This window comes from Pseudomonas sp. NUPR-001 (assembly GCF_052147955.1).
Lineage (GTDB): Bacteria > Pseudomonadota > Gammaproteobacteria > Pseudomonadales > Pseudomonadaceae > Aquipseudomonas.
On the sequence record NZ_CP197353.1, the window covers coordinates 3,051,819 to 3,068,614 of the forward strand.

Genomic DNA, 16,796 nt, shown 5'->3' on the forward strand with positions numbered 1-16,796 from the left:
AACGCTAACCAGGCTCAGCAACACAGCGAGCAGCAATCGGCGCAGATGGAACAGGTAGCGACCGCCATCAATGAAGTGAGCTACGCCGTGCAGGACGTCGCCAGAAACGCCGAACAAGCCTCCAGCGAAATGCGCGACGCACAACAGCGTGCCGAACAAGGCCAGCAAAGCATTCACGGCAGTTTGCAGCAGATTGATCAGTTGTCGGCGACCATCGATGAAGCCGTCACCGTGATCCAGACCCTGGCCAGCCAAAGCACACGCATTGGCAGCGTGCTGGAGGTGATCCGCTCGATCGCTGAGCAAACCAACCTGCTGGCCCTGAACGCCGCCATCGAAGCCGCCCGCGCCGGTGAGCAAGGGCGCGGGTTTGCCGTGGTTGCCGATGAGGTTCGCCTGTTGGCTCAGCGCACTCAGCAGTCGACCGCAGAAATCCAGAGCATGATCGAGCATTTGCAGGGCCAGTCGGAGGCGGCAGTCAAAGCGATCGACGCCAGCAGCACCGCATCGCGCCAGACCATCGAACAGGCCAGCCAGGCGGGCACCAGCCTCGACGCCATCAGCACGGCGCTGCATAACCTCACCGCCCTCAACGCTTCGATTGCCAGCGCCACGTTGCAGCAATCGCATGTGGTGGAGGACATCAATCGCAGCGTGACCGAAACCGCTGACTTGTCTCAGCACACCGCCCTGGCGGCGCAGCAATCGAGCAACGCCGGTAAAGCGCTGAACCAGCTGAGCACGCAACTGGAGCAATTGCTGCGTCAGTTTCGGGTGTGATTCAGCACCTGATATTTCTGCCAGTAGACCCTCAGCGGCGTTGGTTTCAAGGTAAAGCCTCCATCATCCAAGGAGGCTTTACCCTGCAGGGAACTGGCAAAAGGGTGGCCGAAAGCCATACGCCAGCGGTTGGACGGGCTGCGTAGCATTCGCCGCTACTAATCAAGCAGACTGATTCATCTGCTGTGCTTGCTGAGCGCGAGCAAACGCCACCAGGATGGCAGAAACGACTCGAGCAGGTACAATCGCCGCCCTCCCCCCGAATGTGCCAAGGAACGCCGATGTCCGGCCTTGAACTCATCGCCGCGATACTCGGCGTTACTGCCGTGTGGCTCACGGTCAAACAGAATGCCTGGTGCTGGCCGATCGGCCTGGTCATGGTGCTGATCTATGGCTGGCTGTTCTATGAAGTGAAACTCTACTCGGGCATGCTTCTGCAGTTGGCCTACGCGGTGCTGCAGCTGTATGGCTGGTGGCAGTGGAAACGTCCGGATCAGGTCAAGGCCGCGCGTCAGGTGTCGCGCCTGCACGCCCCGGCGCTGCTTGGCGGGTTGCTGTCGGGGCTGGTGCTGAGTGTCTGCCTCGGGGCAGCCATGGCTCACTGGACCGACGCAGCCCTGCCCTGGCTGGATGCCACGCTGACCGGTTTCAGCCTGGTCGCGCAGTTGTGGATGGCCCAGAAGCGCCTGCAGTGCTGGCCATTGTGGGTGGTGGTGGATGTGATCTACGTCGGTCAGTACCTGCACCAGCAGCTGTACTTCACCGCCGGATTTTTTGCGGTGCTCACCCTGATCGCCGTGCGCGGCTGGCTCGAGTGGCGCCGCGACCCGGCGTTGGTCAGCCTATGAAAGTCCTGGTACTGAGCGGCCCCGAGTCCAGCGGCAAAAGCTGGCTCGGCAGCCAGATCCAGGCGCGCTTTGGCGGTGAACTGGTGGGCGAATATGTCCGCCACTTCATTGATGAACAAGGCCGGGATACTTGCTACGCCGACATTCCAACGATCGCCCATGGCCAACTGGCCTGGGAAGACGCCGCACGTGCCCGCCAGCCCGAGCTGCTGATCCTCGATACCCACCTGTTGAGCAATATGCTATGGAGCCGTGTGCTGTTCGGCGATTGCCCGGCCTGGATTGAACAGGCGTTGCTGGATCGTCGCTATGACCTGCACCTGCTGCTCGACCCTGCAGGCGTCAACTGGGTCAGCGATGGTCAGCGCTGTCAGCCTGCGCTGCAGCAGCGCCAGGCGTTCTTCACCGATAGCCTGGCGTGGTTGCAGCGCCATCAGCAACCCGTCAACGTGATTGGCGGCGACTGGCCGCAGCGCAGCGTGGCGGCATTGACTGCGGTAGCGCAGCTGCTTGAAGGCTGATCGCCAGGCCATCGATTGTTAACCCCCTGATACACCCCAGCACCGCAAAGCCCCCGCAATTGGGCACTCATCCCCAAAGCCGGGGGTGGTGTTAAGGCGCTGATACACCCCACGCAAATGCCCTTTGAGCAAGGCCAGCGGCGCAATAAACGCTGCCGAGGCCAAAATCTGTCTCAAGGTTGATACAACTGAATCCCTCGGCGCTTAGCTTTGTTACATAAGCTTTTGATTTTCAAACACTATCAAAAAGCGGCACAGCTTCTGCTCTTCTCCTCGCAACGCTGACTAGGCCAGCGAACCGAAGAAGGGAGCGCCACCGTGAGGAAATTAGATAAAGGCATTTATCGCCTCCTGCTGGTCGGATGTGCTTTAGGATCAAGCTTCAGTGTGCCGGTCCAGGCCGAAAACGGGATTATCATCATTACCCGCGACGTGCAGACGCGCAACGCCATGCGCCCGCCCCTGGTGCCTGATCCCAATCCTGTCACCGTCAACGCCAACCCCTCCGCGCATATCCTCAAACAAACCAATGAGCTCAGTGATGGCGACTTTGCCGGGATCAGCAGCGGCTCTGGTATCAGCGCCATGGTTACCCAACAGACCAGCAACTTGGGTGCCAACATCAGCAACCAGACACAACTGCCCAACCTGGCCGGTGGCCGCGCAACAGGCGGCGGTAACGGCATCTCCAACATGGTCAACTCCAGCGTGCAGAAAGGCCTGGCGCCGCTGCAGATCCTGACCGGCGGAGGCAAGTGAGATGAGGCACACACTGCTGATTGTGGCGATGTTTTGCAGTGCACCGGCCTTCGCCCAGCCCCCCGTGACCAGCTCAGTCCCCATGATCAACAACGCCAATATCGACAGCTCCGGTAAGCAGTACCAGGGCAATTTTGCGGTCAACCAGGCGGCTGGCGATCTGCAGCAACAGGTCAACGCCCGGGCCATCGCCGTGGGCCACAACGCCAGCGCCACCACGCACATTCGCCAACGCCTGCATACCGTCGTAGACCCCAACATGGCGGCCAACTCGGGCATCCAGGGCGACGCCTTCAGCCATGGCAGCGGCGCACTGGGTGTGAACCAGAGCGCAGGTGCCGCCAACCAGCAAGCCAACGCACTGCGCATCACCCTCAGTGCACAACCACAAAGTATCGACGACAGCGTCCTCATGCAGCAGAACGTGGCGCTGCTCAACAGCTCCGATCCAACTGCCTCTAACCCCGGCTATCGCCAGGTCACGACCAGTGACCGGGCCTTCACCGGTAGCCGTGGGGTGATCCAGTTGAATCAGAGCGCCGGGGTGGGAAACCGAACGGCCAACTCCCTGAGCGTACGGGTCGCGGACTGACCCAAATAGGTAGAAACAACACTTAACCTAAAATAAAGTACGGAGAATCACCATGAAACCCTCGATGGCACTCAAGCCTCTGGTTTTCGCAATTGCTGCGATCATGGCTGTTGCTGTACAAGCTGAACAGAACGACCGGCGTGGTAATGGCCATCACCATGGCAACCACACTCCTCCACCTAAAGCGTTTTATGTCGACGCCACTGCTAACGCTCACGACAAGCAAAGCAGCACCAACAACAAAATCGTCAACAACGGCACGATAAACGAAGCCGAAATGAGCGAGTCTGCCACCGGGACCAGCGGTAACGTGGGTGTCAACGTGGCGGCAGGTGCTGGTAACCAACAGGACAACGCCGCGGCCATTGCCAACGCCGGCTCCGACTCCAGCGCGATCGACAACAGCTTCGTCTTCGGCACCTCCGAAGCCACCGCCAGAGTCAGGCAATACAGCAACAACAACAAGGTCTACAACAACGGCAGCTCCAACTCTGCGATCATGAACGGATCGGGCAGTGAAGGCAGCGGCAACATGGGCATCAACATTGCTGGCGGCGACCTGAACCAGCAGAAAAACACCATGGCCATTGCCAACACCAATGCACCTCTGGGTAATGCCACTGCCACCGCCAGTGCCGACCAAGACGGCCCAGGCCTGACGGTGATCAACGATGCTGACCGCACCTACCGCGTAGACACGCTGACGGTGACCAAAACTGCCACTGGCCGTACCTCGTACCAGAAAGACACCGAAGCCAGCGGCAGCCAAAGCCAGTCCTCGAACTTCGAGGTTAATGGCAACAGCAGCTGGACGGCGAACGGCAATAGCCACTTTGACGCCAACGGCAGCAAAAACCATGAAGCCAGCGGCTCCAAGGGCGGTACTCTGTTTGCCACGCTGGAAGCCCATGTGGATGGTGACAGGAGCTCCGAGTGGGACTATGGTCGTCGCAACGAAGGCTCCCGTAGCAGTGAGTTCGAAGCCAACCTGAACGCAACGTTGAACGTCGAAGTCAACAAAACCTGGAACAAAGAGTCGCACTCTGATTGGGATAAAGAGTTCAACTCTAACTTCGAGAAATCCTTCGAAACCACGTTCCATAAAGACGGCAACCAAGCGTCTGAGTCTGAGTACGAACACGAGAAGCACTTCCTCGAAACCAGCTCCTATGATTTGAGTAACTCCTACTCTTATCAAGTGCTGACCCCAACCGGCTGGGCCAACCCTGTAACCAACACCGCAACCCTCAATGGTTCGGTCAATGGCAACAGTGGCAACCTGGGCGTGAACGTGGCTGCTGGTGTAGGCAACCAGCAAAGCAACTCGCTGGCCATTTCCAACCAATCGTTCTGATTGGCGAAGCCTGGAGGCCCCCTTCGGGGGGCCTTTTCTCAACCGAACCAGTAGGCGTTCCGACTATGCGCATTTTCGCCTTGGCGTTTCTCCTTTGCCTTGCCAGTGTGAGCGAAGCGGCGCAGATGCCGCTTTCCGTCCTACCCGGCGGTGCGGTGATATACAAGCCGATCCAAAGCGTGCGCGAGCGCAAGTTCGTCGACCTGGTGCAACAGAAAACCGACTTCAGTTGCGGCGCTGCTGCGCTGGCAACCATCTTGCGCCAGGCCTATTGGCTGGACGTGGATGAAGCACAGATCATCGAAGGCATGCTGGCTCACTCCGATCAGGACCTGGTCCGTGTCCAGGGCTTTTCGATGCTCGACATGAAACGCTATGTAGAAAGCCTGGGCATGCGCGCCCGCGGTTACCGGGTACAACCCGACACACTGAAGAGCATCCAGATTCCAGTGGTCGTGCTCATGGATATCCGAGGCTACAAACACTTTGTCGTCATGCAGAAAGTCCATAACGGCTGGGTGTATATCGGCGACCCGGTACTGGGCCATAAACGCTTCACCATCGACGACTTTGTCAAAGGCTGGAACGGCATCATCTTCGCCGTGATCGGCAAGGGTTACGACAAGACCAACGCCTTGCTCGACCCACCCATGCCACTGACCGCCAAAGACCGCATCAACAACTTCACCCCGGTGCAGGACGCACAGTTAATGGATTTCGGATTCATTCAAAGCGACTTCTTCTAATGACAAGGAGCACGACGCTCCGGGAGCATCCCATGAAGACTCCAACCTGGCTGGTCGTGGCTTGCCTGGCCGTCAGCCTGCCGACCCAGGCAGAAATTTTCAAACCCATCGAATTGAAAGACCATGAAATGGCCAACCTGCGTGGCCGTTATGTCATGCCCGGACGCATCATCAGCTTTGGCGTAGTCATGACCAGCACCTGGCAGAACGCCAAAGGTGACGTCATCGGCGCACGGTCAGAGATGCAAATCCAGCAGTCGACCATCAAGCCACAGTTCTATGTGTCGATGATCAACGAAAAAGGCAATGGCCCCACGCGCGGGCAAGGCTCAGGGCCCGGCACCGGCACGGTAACCGGCGGCAGCGGCCTCAATACCACCGAAGGCGTCACACAGATCGTGCGCGCGGCCGGTGACAACAACACCGCTTACAACAAAGTTGACATCAACGTCACCAAGGGCAACCAGGCGCCTGCAACGCAACAACAGGGCAGACCGTTAGTCGCCGGCACCACCATGACTGGCAACAATGGCGCGGGCTCGCTGAGTGTGTCCTCGACCGGTACCGGCGTGCAACTGAACATCATCGCCAACAACAACCAGGGCGCCACCATGCAACGCCTGGCTCAGGGTGGCCTGATGCAGAACACCACATTGCTCGGCGGCGGCAACCAGGTCAGAAACTTCACATCCCTCAACGTCGTGCTGCGAGACAACGTAGCGAGCGCGGGAGCCGTGAGTGGCAACCTTGACCAGCTCAAAGGTCTTCGCACTCTCGGATTCTGATCTACGCTCAGTCTCATCAAATGCAGTTAGAAGGGACGGCTAACCCATGCACCGTTTGTTATCGCTCAGAGCTATTGTCTGTATCAGTAGCCTGGCCCCGGCGACAATGCTCTACGCAGCACCGGACCCCCAGGTCGAAGCACTAAAACAAGAACTGATGGAGTTGAAACAGCGTTACCAGGCACAACAGCAAGCGCTGATGGTACTTGAACAACGCGTGCGTCAAGTCGAGGAAACACCCGCTGCCCCTGCCCCCAAACGCCTGACCAAATCTCCTGCCGACCCCACCAGGAGTGCGCAGACGGTGGCTGCCGGTGCGCCTGGTACCTCGGGCAGTTCCTATGGCCAGTCGCTCCAGGAAAACTCCGAACCCGCACAAAGCGTGTCCAACCTGTACGACGAAGCCAGCGGCTTTTTCGGCGGTGGCAAGTTCAGCGTCGAAACCGGCCTGACCTACACGCACTATGACACCCGCGCCCTGGTCCTTAACGGTTTCCTGGCGCTGGACTCGATTTTCCTTGGCAACATCAACCTTGACCGCATCAAGGCCGACAACTGGACCCTGGACCTGACCGCACGCTACAACCTTGACCAGCGTTGGCAGTTCGACATCAACGTTCCGGTGGTGTACCGCGAGTCCACTTACTCGTCTGGCGGCGCAGGCGGTGCCGGCCCGGTTACCTCAGACGCCACCGTGACCCGCGACCCGACCATCGGCGATGTCAACGTCGGCGTGGCCTACAAATTCCTCGATGAGTCCGAAAACTGGCCTGATGCGGTGTTCACCCTGCGGGTCAAAGCCCCCACCGGTGATGATCCGTACGGCATCAAACTGGTCAACGACCCCACCAACGACAACCTGTCGGTACCTGAAGACCTGCCGACCGGCAACGGCGTCTGGGCGATCTCACCGGGTATCTCACTGGTCAAGACCTATGACCCTGCCGTGCTGTTCGGCAGCCTGTCGTACACCTACAACATGCAGGACTCGTTCAGCGACATCAGCCCCACCATCAACACCAAAGTGCCTGGTGACGTGAAACTCGGTGACTCCTGGCAGATCGGTGTCGGTATTGCCTTTGCCTTGAACGAAAAAATGAGTATGTCGTTCTCGTTCTCCGACCAGTTTGCCAACAAAAGCAAGATCAAACCTGATGGTGGCGACTGGCAGGATGTGCCGAGCAGCGACTACAACGCGGCCAACTTCAACATCGGCATGACCCTGGCGGCCACCGACAGCCTGACCATCGTTCCGAACCTGGCCATCGGTCTGACCGACGACTCGCCAGATTTCTCCTTCAGCCTGAAATTCCCGTACTACTTCTGATGTGATGTAGGAGCGGGCTTGCCCCGCGATCGCGGTTTTCCAGACACACCGCGATCGCGGGGCAAGCCCGCTCCTACAGGCGCAACCTTCAGCGAATCTGATGTTTGTGCAACAACCGATAGAACGTAGGCCGGGAGATCCCCAGCACCTTGGCGGCAATGCTCAAATTGTCACTGTGACGGGTCAGCACATCGCACAACGCCTGACGCTCGGCCAGATGCTTGTAATCCTCAAGCGTCCCCATACTCGCCGCAAACGCATGCTGGGGCAGCAAGCCCAGGTCCTGCGCCTCGATCTGCCGCCCTTCGGCCAATACCAGGCCACGCCTGACCCGGTTAGCCAGCTCACGCACATTACCCGGCCAATCATGCTTGCCCATCGCCACCAAGGCGTCCTCGCTGAAACTGCGCGGCCGCCGCCCGGTTTCCAGACTGTAGAAATGGGCAAAATGGTTGGCCAGCATCGACAGATCGCCGTGTCGGTCACGCAACGGCGCAGTGACCACTTGCAGAACGTTGAGGCGGTAATACAAATCCTCACGGAAGCGCCCGGCGGTAATCGCTTTTTCCAGATCCACATGAGTGGCCGCCAGCACCCGCACATCGACATCGATCGGCTGGCTGCCGCCTACCCGCTCGATATGTTTCTCCTGCAGGAAGCGCAGCAGGTTGGCCTGCAGTTCCAGGGGAAGATCGCCAATTTCGTCAAGAAACAGCGTTCCGCCGTTGGCCGCCTCGATACGCCCGATCTTGCGCTGATGCGCTCCGGTAAACGCACCCTTCTCATGGCCGAACAGCTCGGACTGAATCAGATGTTCCGGAATCGCCCCGCAGTTGATCGCCACAAAGGGTTTGTCATGGCGCTGCGACTGCCGATGCAGGGTGCGTGCAACCAGCTCCTTGCCGGTACCACTTTCGCCGCGGATCAGCACCGGCGATTCGGTCGGCGCCAGTTTGCTGAGCAATTTGCGCAATTCACGAATCGGCCGGCTGTCACCGAGCAGCTCATGTTCAAGTTCTTCGGCCTGCACACTGCCTTTGCCGCGCAGACGCGCCATGCCGAACGCCCGGCCAATGGTGACTTGCACCCGCGAGACATCGAACGGCAAGGTGTGAAAGTCAAAGAACCATTCACAGACAAAGTCACCGACGTTCTGCATGCGCAGCTCATCGGCGCTGAGCACCGCGATCCACTCGGTTTTGCTGCGGGTGATCAGGTCCTTGACTGCATCCGGGCGCTTGAGGTGCGAGGCCTGCAGACGCAGCAAGCCGACATCGCAAGGATGCTCAAGGGCCGAGGACAATGTACAGCTGTGGACATCCCAGCCGACATTGCGCAAGCCCGGCAATAAACGGTGGCAATCATCGCAGGGGTCGACGATCAGCAGACGGCGATTGGAAGCAGGCTCTAGCATGACCTTTCCTTGGCGCCAATTGTCGGAATATTAAATAGAAACAGCACGTTGGCAGGCCCGTTTGTAACAGTAGCAACGATGTGTCAGGCGCCCACTACCGTTTGTCCGTAAAGCGTCAAAAGGCAGGCGCGGGCGGGAATTTTCTTGAACTTTCAACGTCTGTGGATGCACACCTACATCATGTTTTTTGCAGATAATTAAAAAAAATCAACATTGCTTGTGACTCCAGCCGCTACTGCGTGCATCAGTACAAGTAACTCACCGCCAACGCGGTTGTTAATTATCTTGTTTGGGCCCACAGAGAGACCGAACCCATGAACGCCCCGCTCCGTGTCAACGAAGCACTGCTGATTGCCGACCACGCTTTCGAACCCTTCCAGTGTGTTGCTTGGGATTCGCCTAACGGTACAGGTGAACTGAGCCTGGCAGTGATCGACCGGACCAGCACTCGCATCGGCAGCAAACAGGTACCGAGCAGCACCTACTCGGACCCGGCGCAACTGGCCAGCCTGATTGAAGAAATGCGCGCTGATTTGAAAAAACAAGGTTGTGACCTGCAACCCTGGTCGATGCCGAAATAAGTAGTATCGATATCCGCGTTATATTGGCTGCGCATCTATGCGATGCGCGGTCAATACGTTAGTTGTTACAAAAGTTACACTGCGACAGTTCGTCGCAATTACCTTTGCATACTGTTCGGTATGCGTTGGCTTATTCAAGCACCTTGAAACTTTCCAGTGAGCGATAGTCGGCGTGTAATTGTTGCGCCAATAACTTCGCGCGCCCCAAACGCACCGGCGAACGTTCCATATCCACCACCACACTGGGACATGGCAATGGCTGCAACGGCGTCCAGGCCTTGAGCCGACCGTCGGTCAACAACAGGCAACGCTGCTGCTCATGAGGATGCTGACGCTGGCGCGCCAGCAACCAGCTGCGCGCCTCTTCAACCGCAGCCAACAACGGCGTACCACCCCCTGCCCCCAGGCCATCAAGCCAAGGCTGCAAGGCGGCCGAAGCTTTCAAGCCGTGACGCTGCCAACGCGGCGTTGCACCGCTGGCAGTGAGCAAGGCCAGACGCGCACGCTGGCGATAAGCCTGATCGAAGAGCCCGGCGAGCAGACCCTTGGCATGGCTCAAGGCCTGGTAACGCCGGGTCGAGGCCGAGGCATCGACGATCACCAGCCACAGTTCATGGGCGCTGGCGGTGCGTTGCTGCCAGCACAGATCGCGGCGCTGACGCGGGCGGCCCTTGAGCAACGTCGCTGACCACGCCACCTTGCCCTGCGCTGCATCACGGGCTCGCCCGCGCGGTCCTTGTTTGATCGCCCCAGGTTTGGGCCTGGCATCCGCCGTATGGGTGCGACAGATGCTCAGGGCTTTTTTGCCCAGTTCGGCACCTCGCGCCGGGCTCCGGTAGCCATGGCTTGCGGCGGCATTTCCCCCCAGGCGCCCTGCCCCTGGGCGGCGCTGTCCGCCTGCCCGCCCTGTGGTTCGAGTGCCGGGCTGTGTGCCGAGGATTCAGGCGTCTGGCGACGGCGATGACGCAAGGCGAATTCAGCCACCGCTTCAATGTCTTGCACCTCGATCTGGCCAGCGCCGCGCCAGGCCGCATGGGCGCGGGCAGCACGCAACCAGACCAGGTCGGCACGTACGCCATCGACTCCGGCAGCAAAACACCGCTCGGTAATCAATGCCAGCGCCTGGTCATCCAAGGCAATGCGAGGTAACTGCTCACGGGCAGCCTGACAGCGCTCACGCAACTGCGCCTGAGCGCTGGCCCAGTGTGCGCAAAACGCCTCTGGGTCAGCATCGAAATCCAGACGCCGGCGGATAATCTGCCCCCGGGCTGCCGGGTCTGGTTGGCCATCGAGCGCTACGTTGAGGCCAAAGCGATCAAGCAATTGCGGGCGCAGTTCACCCTCTTCCGGGTTCATCGTGCCTATCAGTACAAAACGGGCGCTGTGGCGGTGCGAGATGCCGTCGCGCTCAATGCGGTTGGTACCACTGGCTGCAACATCCAACAGCAAGTCCACCAGATGGTCGGCCAGCAGGTTGACTTCATCCACATACAGCACGCCACCGTCGGCCTTGGCCAGCACGCCGGGCGAAAACTGTGCCTTGCCTTGTGCCAACGCGGCGTCCAGATCTAGGGTGCCAACCAGACGTTCTTCGCTGGCCCCGAGCGGCAAGGTCACGAACGGCCCTTCATCGAGCAGATCAGCCAGCCCGCGTGCCAAAGTACTTTTGGCCATGCCGCGCGGACCTTCGATCAACACCCCACCGATTTTCGGGTCGATCGCGGTCAGGCACAGGGCAAGCTTCAGTGGCTCGGCGCCAACCACGGCAGACAGGGGAAAATGTGCAGGTTCAGTCATTTCAGGTCTCTTCTTCGCTGTCCAGCAGCTGCTCTTCAAGGGCTTCGCGGTAGTCCCCCGGCGCCTCCCACAGGCCTCTCTGCTGGGCTTCAAGCAAGCGCTCGGTAATGTCGCGCAGGGCTTGCCGGTTGTGCTGGTGCAAGAATGCGCGGGTTTGCGCGTCGAGCACATAGGCGTCGGCCAAGGCCTGGTAGTGGTGATCGTCGATCAAATGCGTGGTGGCATCGAAGGCGAACAGGTTATCGACGGTTGCGGCCAGCTCGAAGGCACCTTTGTAGCCATGGCGTTTGGCGCCGTCGATCCACTTCGGGTTCAGCGCCCGAGCGCGGATAACCCGGTTCAGCTCTTCCTTCAAGGTGCGAATGCGCGGGCGATCCGGCTGGCTGTGGTCACCGTGATAACTGGCAACTGGCTGGCCGCCCAGGCTTTCGACGGCCGCCAGCATGCCACCCTGGAACTGGTAATAGTCATTGGAGTCGAGCAGGTCATGCTCGTGGTTGTCCTGGTTTTGAATCACTGCCTGAACATGCTGCAGACGCCGGGCAAAATCGGCGCGCGCCGGTGTACCTTCATCGCTGGCGCCGTAGGCGTAGCCGCCGTGGTTGAGGTAAACCTCGGCAAGGTCTTTACGCTCGACCCACAGCTGCCCGTCGATGGCATTTTGCACGCCGGCGCCGTAGGCACCAGGTTTGGCGCCGAACACTCGCCAGCCCGCCTGGCGCGCCGCCTGCTCGGCACTCAGCCCCTGAGCTTGCAGCTCGGTACGTTCATTGCGCACCCTGGCGGCAAGCGGGTTGAGGTCATCCGGCTCATCCAGCGCGGCGACCGCCTGCACGGCAGCATCGAACAGTTTGATGAGGTTACCGAAGGCGTCGCGGAAGAATCCGGAGACCCGCAAGGTCACATCCACCCGCGGCCGGTCGAGCAGGCTCAAGGGCAGGATCTCAAAGTCGTCGACACGCTGGCTGCCGCTGGCCCACACCGGGCGCACACCTAACAGCGCCATGGCCTGGGCAATGTCATCGCCACCGGTGCGCATGGTTGCCGTGCCCCATACCGACAAACCGAGCTGACGCAAGTGATCGCCGTGATCCTGCAGATGACGCTCAAGGATCAGGTTGGCCGAGGCAAAGCCAATGCGCCACGCCGTGGTGGTCGGCAGGTTGCGCACATCCACGGTAAAGAAATTGCGCCCGGTCGGCAGCACGTCAAGGCGCCCACGGCTGGGTGCGCCACTCGGGCCGGCGGGGACGAAGCGCCCTTGCAGGGCAGCCAGCAGCCCTTGCAGTTCTGCCGGGCCGCAAGCGTCCAGTTGCGGTGCAATGGTCTGCTGCAACGCCGTGAGTACGGCTCGCACATCGTCCCAGGCAGGCTCATCATCCAGCGCGACAGTGCCTGCCAAGGCCTGCTCAATGCACTGGCCAGCAAGCAGTTCCAAACGTTCGCGGGTATCACCGCTGGTACGCCAGAGCGCCTCACTCTGTGCTTGCAACAGTGCCGGACGCGGCCCCTCCCAGGGTTGGCCGAGGTCGCAGTCGAGCGGGTCGAAAGCCAAGGCCAGCGCCCGTGCCAGGGCGCGCAGCAAACTGGCATTGGCACCACGGCCATCACCGCGTGCAACGCGCAACAAGGCCAGCAAGGTGTCGATGCGCAAGCGCCCGCTTGGCGACTCGCCGAACACATGCAGGCCGTCACGGATCTGCGACTCTTTCAGGTCACACAGATAGGTGTCCAAGCGCGGCAGCCACACCGCCGCATCATCCAGAGCACCTTCGAGCTGCAGCTCGCGGTCGATATGGTTGTCGCGCACCAGCTCGAGAATATCCCGTTGCAGTTCGCGGGCGCGCCGCGGGTCGAGCAACTGCGCTTCGTAGTACTCATCGGCCAAGGCTTCGAGGTGCCGCAACGGGCCATAGGTTTCGGCCCGGGTCAGCGGCGGCATCAGGTGGTCGATGATCACCGCCTGGGTACGCCGTTTGGCCTGGGCACCCTCGCCCGGGTCGTTGACGATGAACGGATAGATGTTGGGTAATGGCCCGATCAGCGCATCCGGCCAGCAACTGGCAGACAACCCGACGCCCTTGCCCGGCAACCATTCCAGGTTGCCGTGCTTGCCGACATGAATCAGCGCGTCGGCAGCAAAGCCATGGCGCAGCCAGAAGTAAAACGCCAGGTAGCCATGCGGGGGCACCAGATCAGGGTCGTGGTACACCGCGCTTTGATCGAGTTGATAGCCGCGTGCTGGCTGGATGCCTACAAAGGTCAGGCCAAAGCGCAGACCGGCGACCATCATCCGCCCGTTGCGGCACATCGGGTCCTGCTCGGGCTCGCCCCAGCGTTCACGCACGGCGTCCTGATTAGCTTGCGGTAGCGCAGCGAACGCAGCCCGATAGTCCGCCATGGCCATGCTTTGCAGGCAGGGGCGCTGGTCGAGGCTGTCGAGGTCATTACTGACGCCGCCGAGCAGCGCCTGGATCAGTGCCGTGCCGTTCTCTGGCAGATCGCTCAGCGGATAGCCCTGATCACGCAGGGCACGGAGGATGTTCAGCGCCGCTGCCGGGGTGTCGAGGCCAACGCCGTTGCCAATCCGGCCATCACGGGTCGGGTAGTTGGCAAGGATCAAGGCCACGCGCTTGTCCTGATTAGGCAACTGCGCCAGTACGCTCCAGCGCCGCGCCAGTTCTGCGACAAAGTCCATGCGCTCGGCATGCGGGCGGTAGCAGACCACATCCGACTGGCTGCGCTCACTGCGCCAGGCCAGGTCCTTGAAACTGATCGGCCGGGTGATGATACGCCCGTCCAGCTCCGGCAAGACGATGTGCATGGCCAGGTCGCGCGCCCCGAGCCCCTGCTCGCTGGCTTCCCAGCCCGGCTGGTTGTCTTGCGCGCAGATCGCCTGCAGCACCGGAATATCCCGGCGAAACGGCCGCAGGTGCGGTTGTTCCGGGCTGGATTGGGCAAACCCGGTGGTGTTGATGATCAACGCCGCCTCGACCGCGTCCAGCCAGTCCTCTACTTGACTCAGGCAGCCCGCCTCCTTGAGGCTCGCCAGCGCAATCGGCAAAGGATTCAGCCCAGCGGCGTGCAGGCGTTCACAGAACGTATCGATAAACGCGGTGTTCGCCGCTTGCAAATGCGAGCGGTAAAACAGAATTGGCACCACCGGTTGATCGACCTGCCACTCGGCAAACCAGTCAGCCAGTTCAGCACTGGCTTTACGCGGGTGATACACCGACGTGCGCGGCAACTGCTGCGGCTCGCACCAGGCGTAATCGCGCTGCAGGTACTCGCTGGCCAGGTAATTGAACAGGTGAAGGGCATTAGCCTTGCCGCCCTGGCGCAAGAAGTGCCAAAGCCGCTCGGTCTGCTCCGCTGGCACCGTGCTCAGGCTGCTGAGCTCCGGGTCCGGGCGATCATCACCCGGTACCAGAATCAGTTGTACGCCACGGGCCGCCAGCTCGAGCAACTGCTCGACGCCATAGCGCCAATAACCGACGCCACCATGCAGCGACACCAGAATGACCTTGGCATGGCGCAGCACCTGGTCGACATAAAGGTCGACCGAGGCATGGTTCTGAACCTGCATCGGGTTGGCCAGACGCAGGCTGGGGAAATCTTCTGGCAACTGTTGGGCGGTTGCCGCCAACAGTGCCAGGTGTGAATCACCGCTGCAGAGAATGACCAGCTCGGCGGGGGTTTGGCCGAGGTCGGCAATACTGTCGTCCGGTACAAAACCACCGGGCTGGGTCCGCAGCAAATGCATGGGTCAGGCGCCCAGGGCAGCGCGCAGGCTCGCTTCCAGCGCAGCGGCATCGAGCTCCTGGCCAATCAGCACCAGGCGCGTGATGCGCGGCTCTTCGCTACGCCAGGCGCGATCGAAGTGTTTATCGAACCGCGTGCCCACGCCTTGAATCAACAAACGCATGGGTTTACCCGGAATCGCGGCAAAGCCTTTGACCCGCAGAATGCCATGCTGCACCACCAGTTGCGTCAGGGCGTCGAGCAGCAGGCTGTCGTCGGCTTCAGGCAGCTCGATGGAGATCGAATCGAAGGCATCGTGGTCATGATCGTCGTGATCGTCACCATCATGGTGGCTGTCGTGGTGGGTACGACGGCCATCAATGTGCGCTTCGGACTCAGCGCCCAGGCCCAGCAACACCTCCAGCGGCAGGCGGCCACTGCTGGCCTCGATGACTTTGACCGCTGGCGGCAGTTCTTCCTCGACTTCGGCGCGCACCTTGGCCAGGTCGTCGGCAGCGATCAGGTCGGCCTTGTTCAGTACAACCAGGTCGGCACTGGCCAACTGGTCGGCAAACAGCTCATGCAGCGGCGACTCGTGGTCCAGGTTAGGGTCGAGTTTGCGCTGCGCATCGACCTGCTCCGGGTAGGCGGCGAAGGTACCGGCGGCCACCGCCGGACTGTCGACAACGGTGATCACTGCGTCAACGGTGCAGGCGTTGCGGATTTCTGGCCACTGGAAGGCCTGTACCAGTGGTTTGGGCAGCGCCAGACCGCTGGTCTCGATAAGGATGTGGTCCAGATCACCGCGCCGCGCCACCAGCTCACGCATCACCGGGAAGAACTCTTCCTGCACGGTGCAGCACAGGCAGCCATTGGCCAGTTCGTAGACACGGCCACTGGCCTCTTCTTCAGTGCAACCGATGCTGCACTGCTTGAGAATTTCGCCATCGATACCCAGCTCACCGAATTCGTTGACGATCACCGCAATGCGGCGCCCCTGCGCGTTGTCGAGCATGTGCCGCAGCAGTGTGGTTTTGCCCGAGCCGAGGAAGCCGGTAACGATCGTGACGGGAAGTTTGGCCAGTGTTTTCATGCGGATGCCCTTGGCAGGATGGCGGGCATGCGCGACGAGAGCCACAGGCTGTATTGCCTGGGCGCGTTCGCCACCGGATCACCCCGCCCGGTTGATGTCGAAAACGGTTCGAGGCAGGTCTCCTGGCTTGCATGCTACTGGCCGTTGGCCAGTTGAACGACGCCTTCCCGCAGCGATGCAGTGGCTGTGTCGAACCGTTCAATGCTTACAGTTGCGGGGGCAGCCGCGGCTTTAACCGCGTTCCCGTCTTAGCTTCGGCCAACGCCGAAGAACCTCGAAGGCGCAAGGCTACGCATGCACGCGAGGCGGGTCAATGCCTGGAGCCTTAATGTCAACGCGACAAACCGCAGCCTGCAGCCTCAAACAAACATGTTTAAAGCAATAGCGTAACTTGTAAGTTATTTCCTGTTTATACACAAACTCACAACCCTACAGACAAACAACTCAGCAACATAGAA

General features: G+C 60.4%; 14 protein-coding genes, 1 pseudogene and 1 riboswitch. Of the genes and pseudogenes, 10 read left to right on the forward strand and 5 right to left on the reverse strand.

Annotated features, from left to right (window positions below; genetic code table 11):
• Window positions 1–189 precede the first annotated feature (189 nt).
• The 9 genes and pseudogenes from ACP6KB_RS13745 to ACP6KB_RS13785 all read left to right on the forward strand — a co-directional run.
• Window positions 190–780: pseudogene (locus tag ACP6KB_RS13745) on the forward strand (methyl-accepting chemotaxis protein); the annotation flags it as partial.
• 281 nt (window positions 781–1,061) lie between these two features.
• A complete protein-coding gene (pnuC, locus tag ACP6KB_RS13750; protein ID WP_442107277.1) occupies window positions 1,062–1,628 on the forward strand; it encodes a nicotinamide riboside transporter PnuC in 567 nt (188 codons plus the stop codon).
• Window positions 1,625–2,149, forward strand: a complete 525-nt coding sequence (locus ACP6KB_RS13755) for an AAA family ATPase (protein WP_442107279.1) — start codon at window positions 1,625–1,627, stop codon at window positions 2,147–2,149. Before pnuC ends, ACP6KB_RS13755 begins: the two co-directional genes overlap by 4 nt.
• Window positions 2,150–2,467: 318 nt before the next feature.
• Window positions 2,468–2,908 (forward strand): hypothetical protein, encoded by a 441-nt coding sequence (locus ACP6KB_RS13760; RefSeq protein WP_442107281.1) that lies wholly within the window; start codon window positions 2,468–2,470, stop codon window positions 2,906–2,908.
• A gap of 1 nt (window position 2,909) precedes the next feature.
• Window positions 2,910–3,500 (forward strand): adhesin, encoded by a 591-nt coding sequence (locus ACP6KB_RS13765; RefSeq protein WP_442107283.1) that lies wholly within the window; start codon window positions 2,910–2,912, stop codon window positions 3,498–3,500.
• 52 nt (window positions 3,501–3,552) lie between these two features.
• Window positions 3,553–4,854 (forward strand): heme utilization protein, encoded by a 1,302-nt coding sequence (locus tag ACP6KB_RS13770; protein ID WP_442107285.1) that lies wholly within the window; start codon window positions 3,553–3,555, stop codon window positions 4,852–4,854.
• Window positions 4,855–4,919: 65 nt separating this feature from the next.
• The gene (locus ACP6KB_RS13775; RefSeq protein ID WP_442107287.1) at window positions 4,920–5,600 is read left to right on the forward strand and encodes a C39 family peptidase; all 681 of its coding nucleotides are present in this window, start codon (window positions 4,920–4,922) and stop codon (window positions 5,598–5,600) included.
• A gap of 32 nt (window positions 5,601–5,632) precedes the next feature.
• Window positions 5,633–6,385, forward strand: a complete 753-nt coding sequence (locus ACP6KB_RS13780) for a hypothetical protein (protein ID WP_442107289.1) — start codon at window positions 5,633–5,635, stop codon at window positions 6,383–6,385.
• Between the two features lie 46 nt (window positions 6,386–6,431).
• Window positions 6,432–7,712 (forward strand): hypothetical protein, encoded by a 1,281-nt coding sequence (locus ACP6KB_RS13785; RefSeq protein ID WP_442107291.1) that lies wholly within the window; start codon window positions 6,432–6,434, stop codon window positions 7,710–7,712.
• Window positions 7,713–7,800: 88 nt separating this feature from the next.
• On the opposite strand, the gene ACP6KB_RS13790 is transcribed toward ACP6KB_RS13785, so the two are convergent.
• Window positions 7,801–9,126 carry a sigma 54-interacting transcriptional regulator gene (locus ACP6KB_RS13790; protein WP_442107293.1) on the reverse strand — a complete coding sequence of 442 codons (1,326 nt, stop codon included), beginning with the start codon at window positions 9,124–9,126 and terminating at the stop codon, window positions 7,801–7,803.
• Window positions 9,127–9,440: 314 nt separating this feature from the next.
• Here ACP6KB_RS13790 and ACP6KB_RS13795 point away from each other — a divergent pair, with 314 nt between their 5' ends.
• Window positions 9,441–9,707 (forward strand): hypothetical protein, encoded by a 267-nt coding sequence (locus ACP6KB_RS13795; protein WP_442107295.1) that lies wholly within the window; start codon window positions 9,441–9,443, stop codon window positions 9,705–9,707.
• Window positions 9,708–9,837: 130 nt separating this feature from the next.
• Here the strand turns inward: ACP6KB_RS13795 and ACP6KB_RS13800 are convergent, their stop codons facing one another.
• The 4 genes from ACP6KB_RS13800 to cobW are packed head-to-tail and all read right to left on the reverse strand — an operon-like array spanning window position 9,838 to window position 16,338.
• Complete coding sequence (locus ACP6KB_RS13800; protein ID WP_442114306.1) at window positions 9,838–10,452, reverse strand: vWA domain-containing protein; 615 nt, start codon at window positions 10,450–10,452, stop codon at window positions 9,838–9,840.
• A 47-nt stretch (window positions 10,453–10,499) separates the two neighbouring features.
• Window positions 10,500–11,504, reverse strand: a complete 1,005-nt coding sequence (locus ACP6KB_RS13805; RefSeq protein WP_442107297.1) for an ATP-binding protein — start codon at window positions 11,502–11,504, stop codon at window positions 10,500–10,502.
• 1 nt (window position 11,505) lies between these two features.
• Entirely contained in the window at window positions 11,506–15,267 is a 3,762-nt protein-coding gene (gene cobN, locus ACP6KB_RS13810; RefSeq protein ID WP_442107299.1) for a cobaltochelatase subunit CobN, read from the reverse strand.
• Between the two features lie 3 nt (window positions 15,268–15,270).
• Window positions 15,271–16,338: a cobalamin biosynthesis protein CobW gene (gene cobW / locus ACP6KB_RS13815; RefSeq protein WP_442114307.1), complete on the reverse strand. Its 1,068-nt coding sequence runs from the start codon at window positions 16,336–16,338 to the stop codon at window positions 15,271–15,273.
• 95 nt (window positions 16,339–16,433) lie between these two features.
• Window positions 16,434–16,630: riboswitch (cobalamin riboswitch) on the reverse strand.
• Between the last annotated feature and the right edge of the window lie 166 nt (window positions 16,631–16,796).

Bases quoted from the DNA above. Each gene is read 5' to 3' on its own strand.
- pnuC (WP_442107277.1), top strand. From the start codon at position 1,062: ATGTCCGGCCTTGAACTCATCGCCGCGATACTCGGCGTTACTGCCGTG.
- ACP6KB_RS13755 (WP_442107279.1), top strand. From the start codon at position 1,625: ATGAAAGTCCTGGTACTGAGCGGCCCCGAGTCCAGCGGCAAAAGCTGG.
- ACP6KB_RS13765 (WP_442107283.1), top strand. From the start codon at position 2,910: ATGAGGCACACACTGCTGATTGTGGCGATGTTTTGCAGTGCACCGGCC.
- ACP6KB_RS13770 (WP_442107285.1), top strand. From the start codon at position 3,553: ATGAAACCCTCGATGGCACTCAAGCCTCTGGTTTTCGCAATTGCTGCG.
- ACP6KB_RS13775 (WP_442107287.1), top strand. From the start codon at position 4,920: ATGCGCATTTTCGCCTTGGCGTTTCTCCTTTGCCTTGCCAGTGTGAGC.
- ACP6KB_RS13780 (WP_442107289.1), top strand. From the start codon at position 5,633: ATGAAGACTCCAACCTGGCTGGTCGTGGCTTGCCTGGCCGTCAGCCTG.
- ACP6KB_RS13785 (WP_442107291.1), top strand. From the start codon at position 6,432: ATGCACCGTTTGTTATCGCTCAGAGCTATTGTCTGTATCAGTAGCCTG.
- ACP6KB_RS13790 (WP_442107293.1), bottom strand. From the start codon at position 9,126: ATGCTAGAGCCTGCTTCCAATCGCCGTCTGCTGATCGTCGACCCCTGC.
- ACP6KB_RS13795 (WP_442107295.1), top strand. From the start codon at position 9,441: ATGAACGCCCCGCTCCGTGTCAACGAAGCACTGCTGATTGCCGACCAC.
- ACP6KB_RS13805 (WP_442107297.1), bottom strand. From the start codon at position 11,504: ATGACTGAACCTGCACATTTTCCCCTGTCTGCCGTGGTTGGCGCCGAG.
- cobN (WP_442107299.1), bottom strand. From the start codon at position 15,267: ATGCATTTGCTGCGGACCCAGCCCGGTGGTTTTGTACCGGACGACAGT.
- cobW (WP_442114307.1), bottom strand. From the start codon at position 16,338: ATGAAAACACTGGCCAAACTTCCCGTCACGATCGTTACCGGCTTCCTC.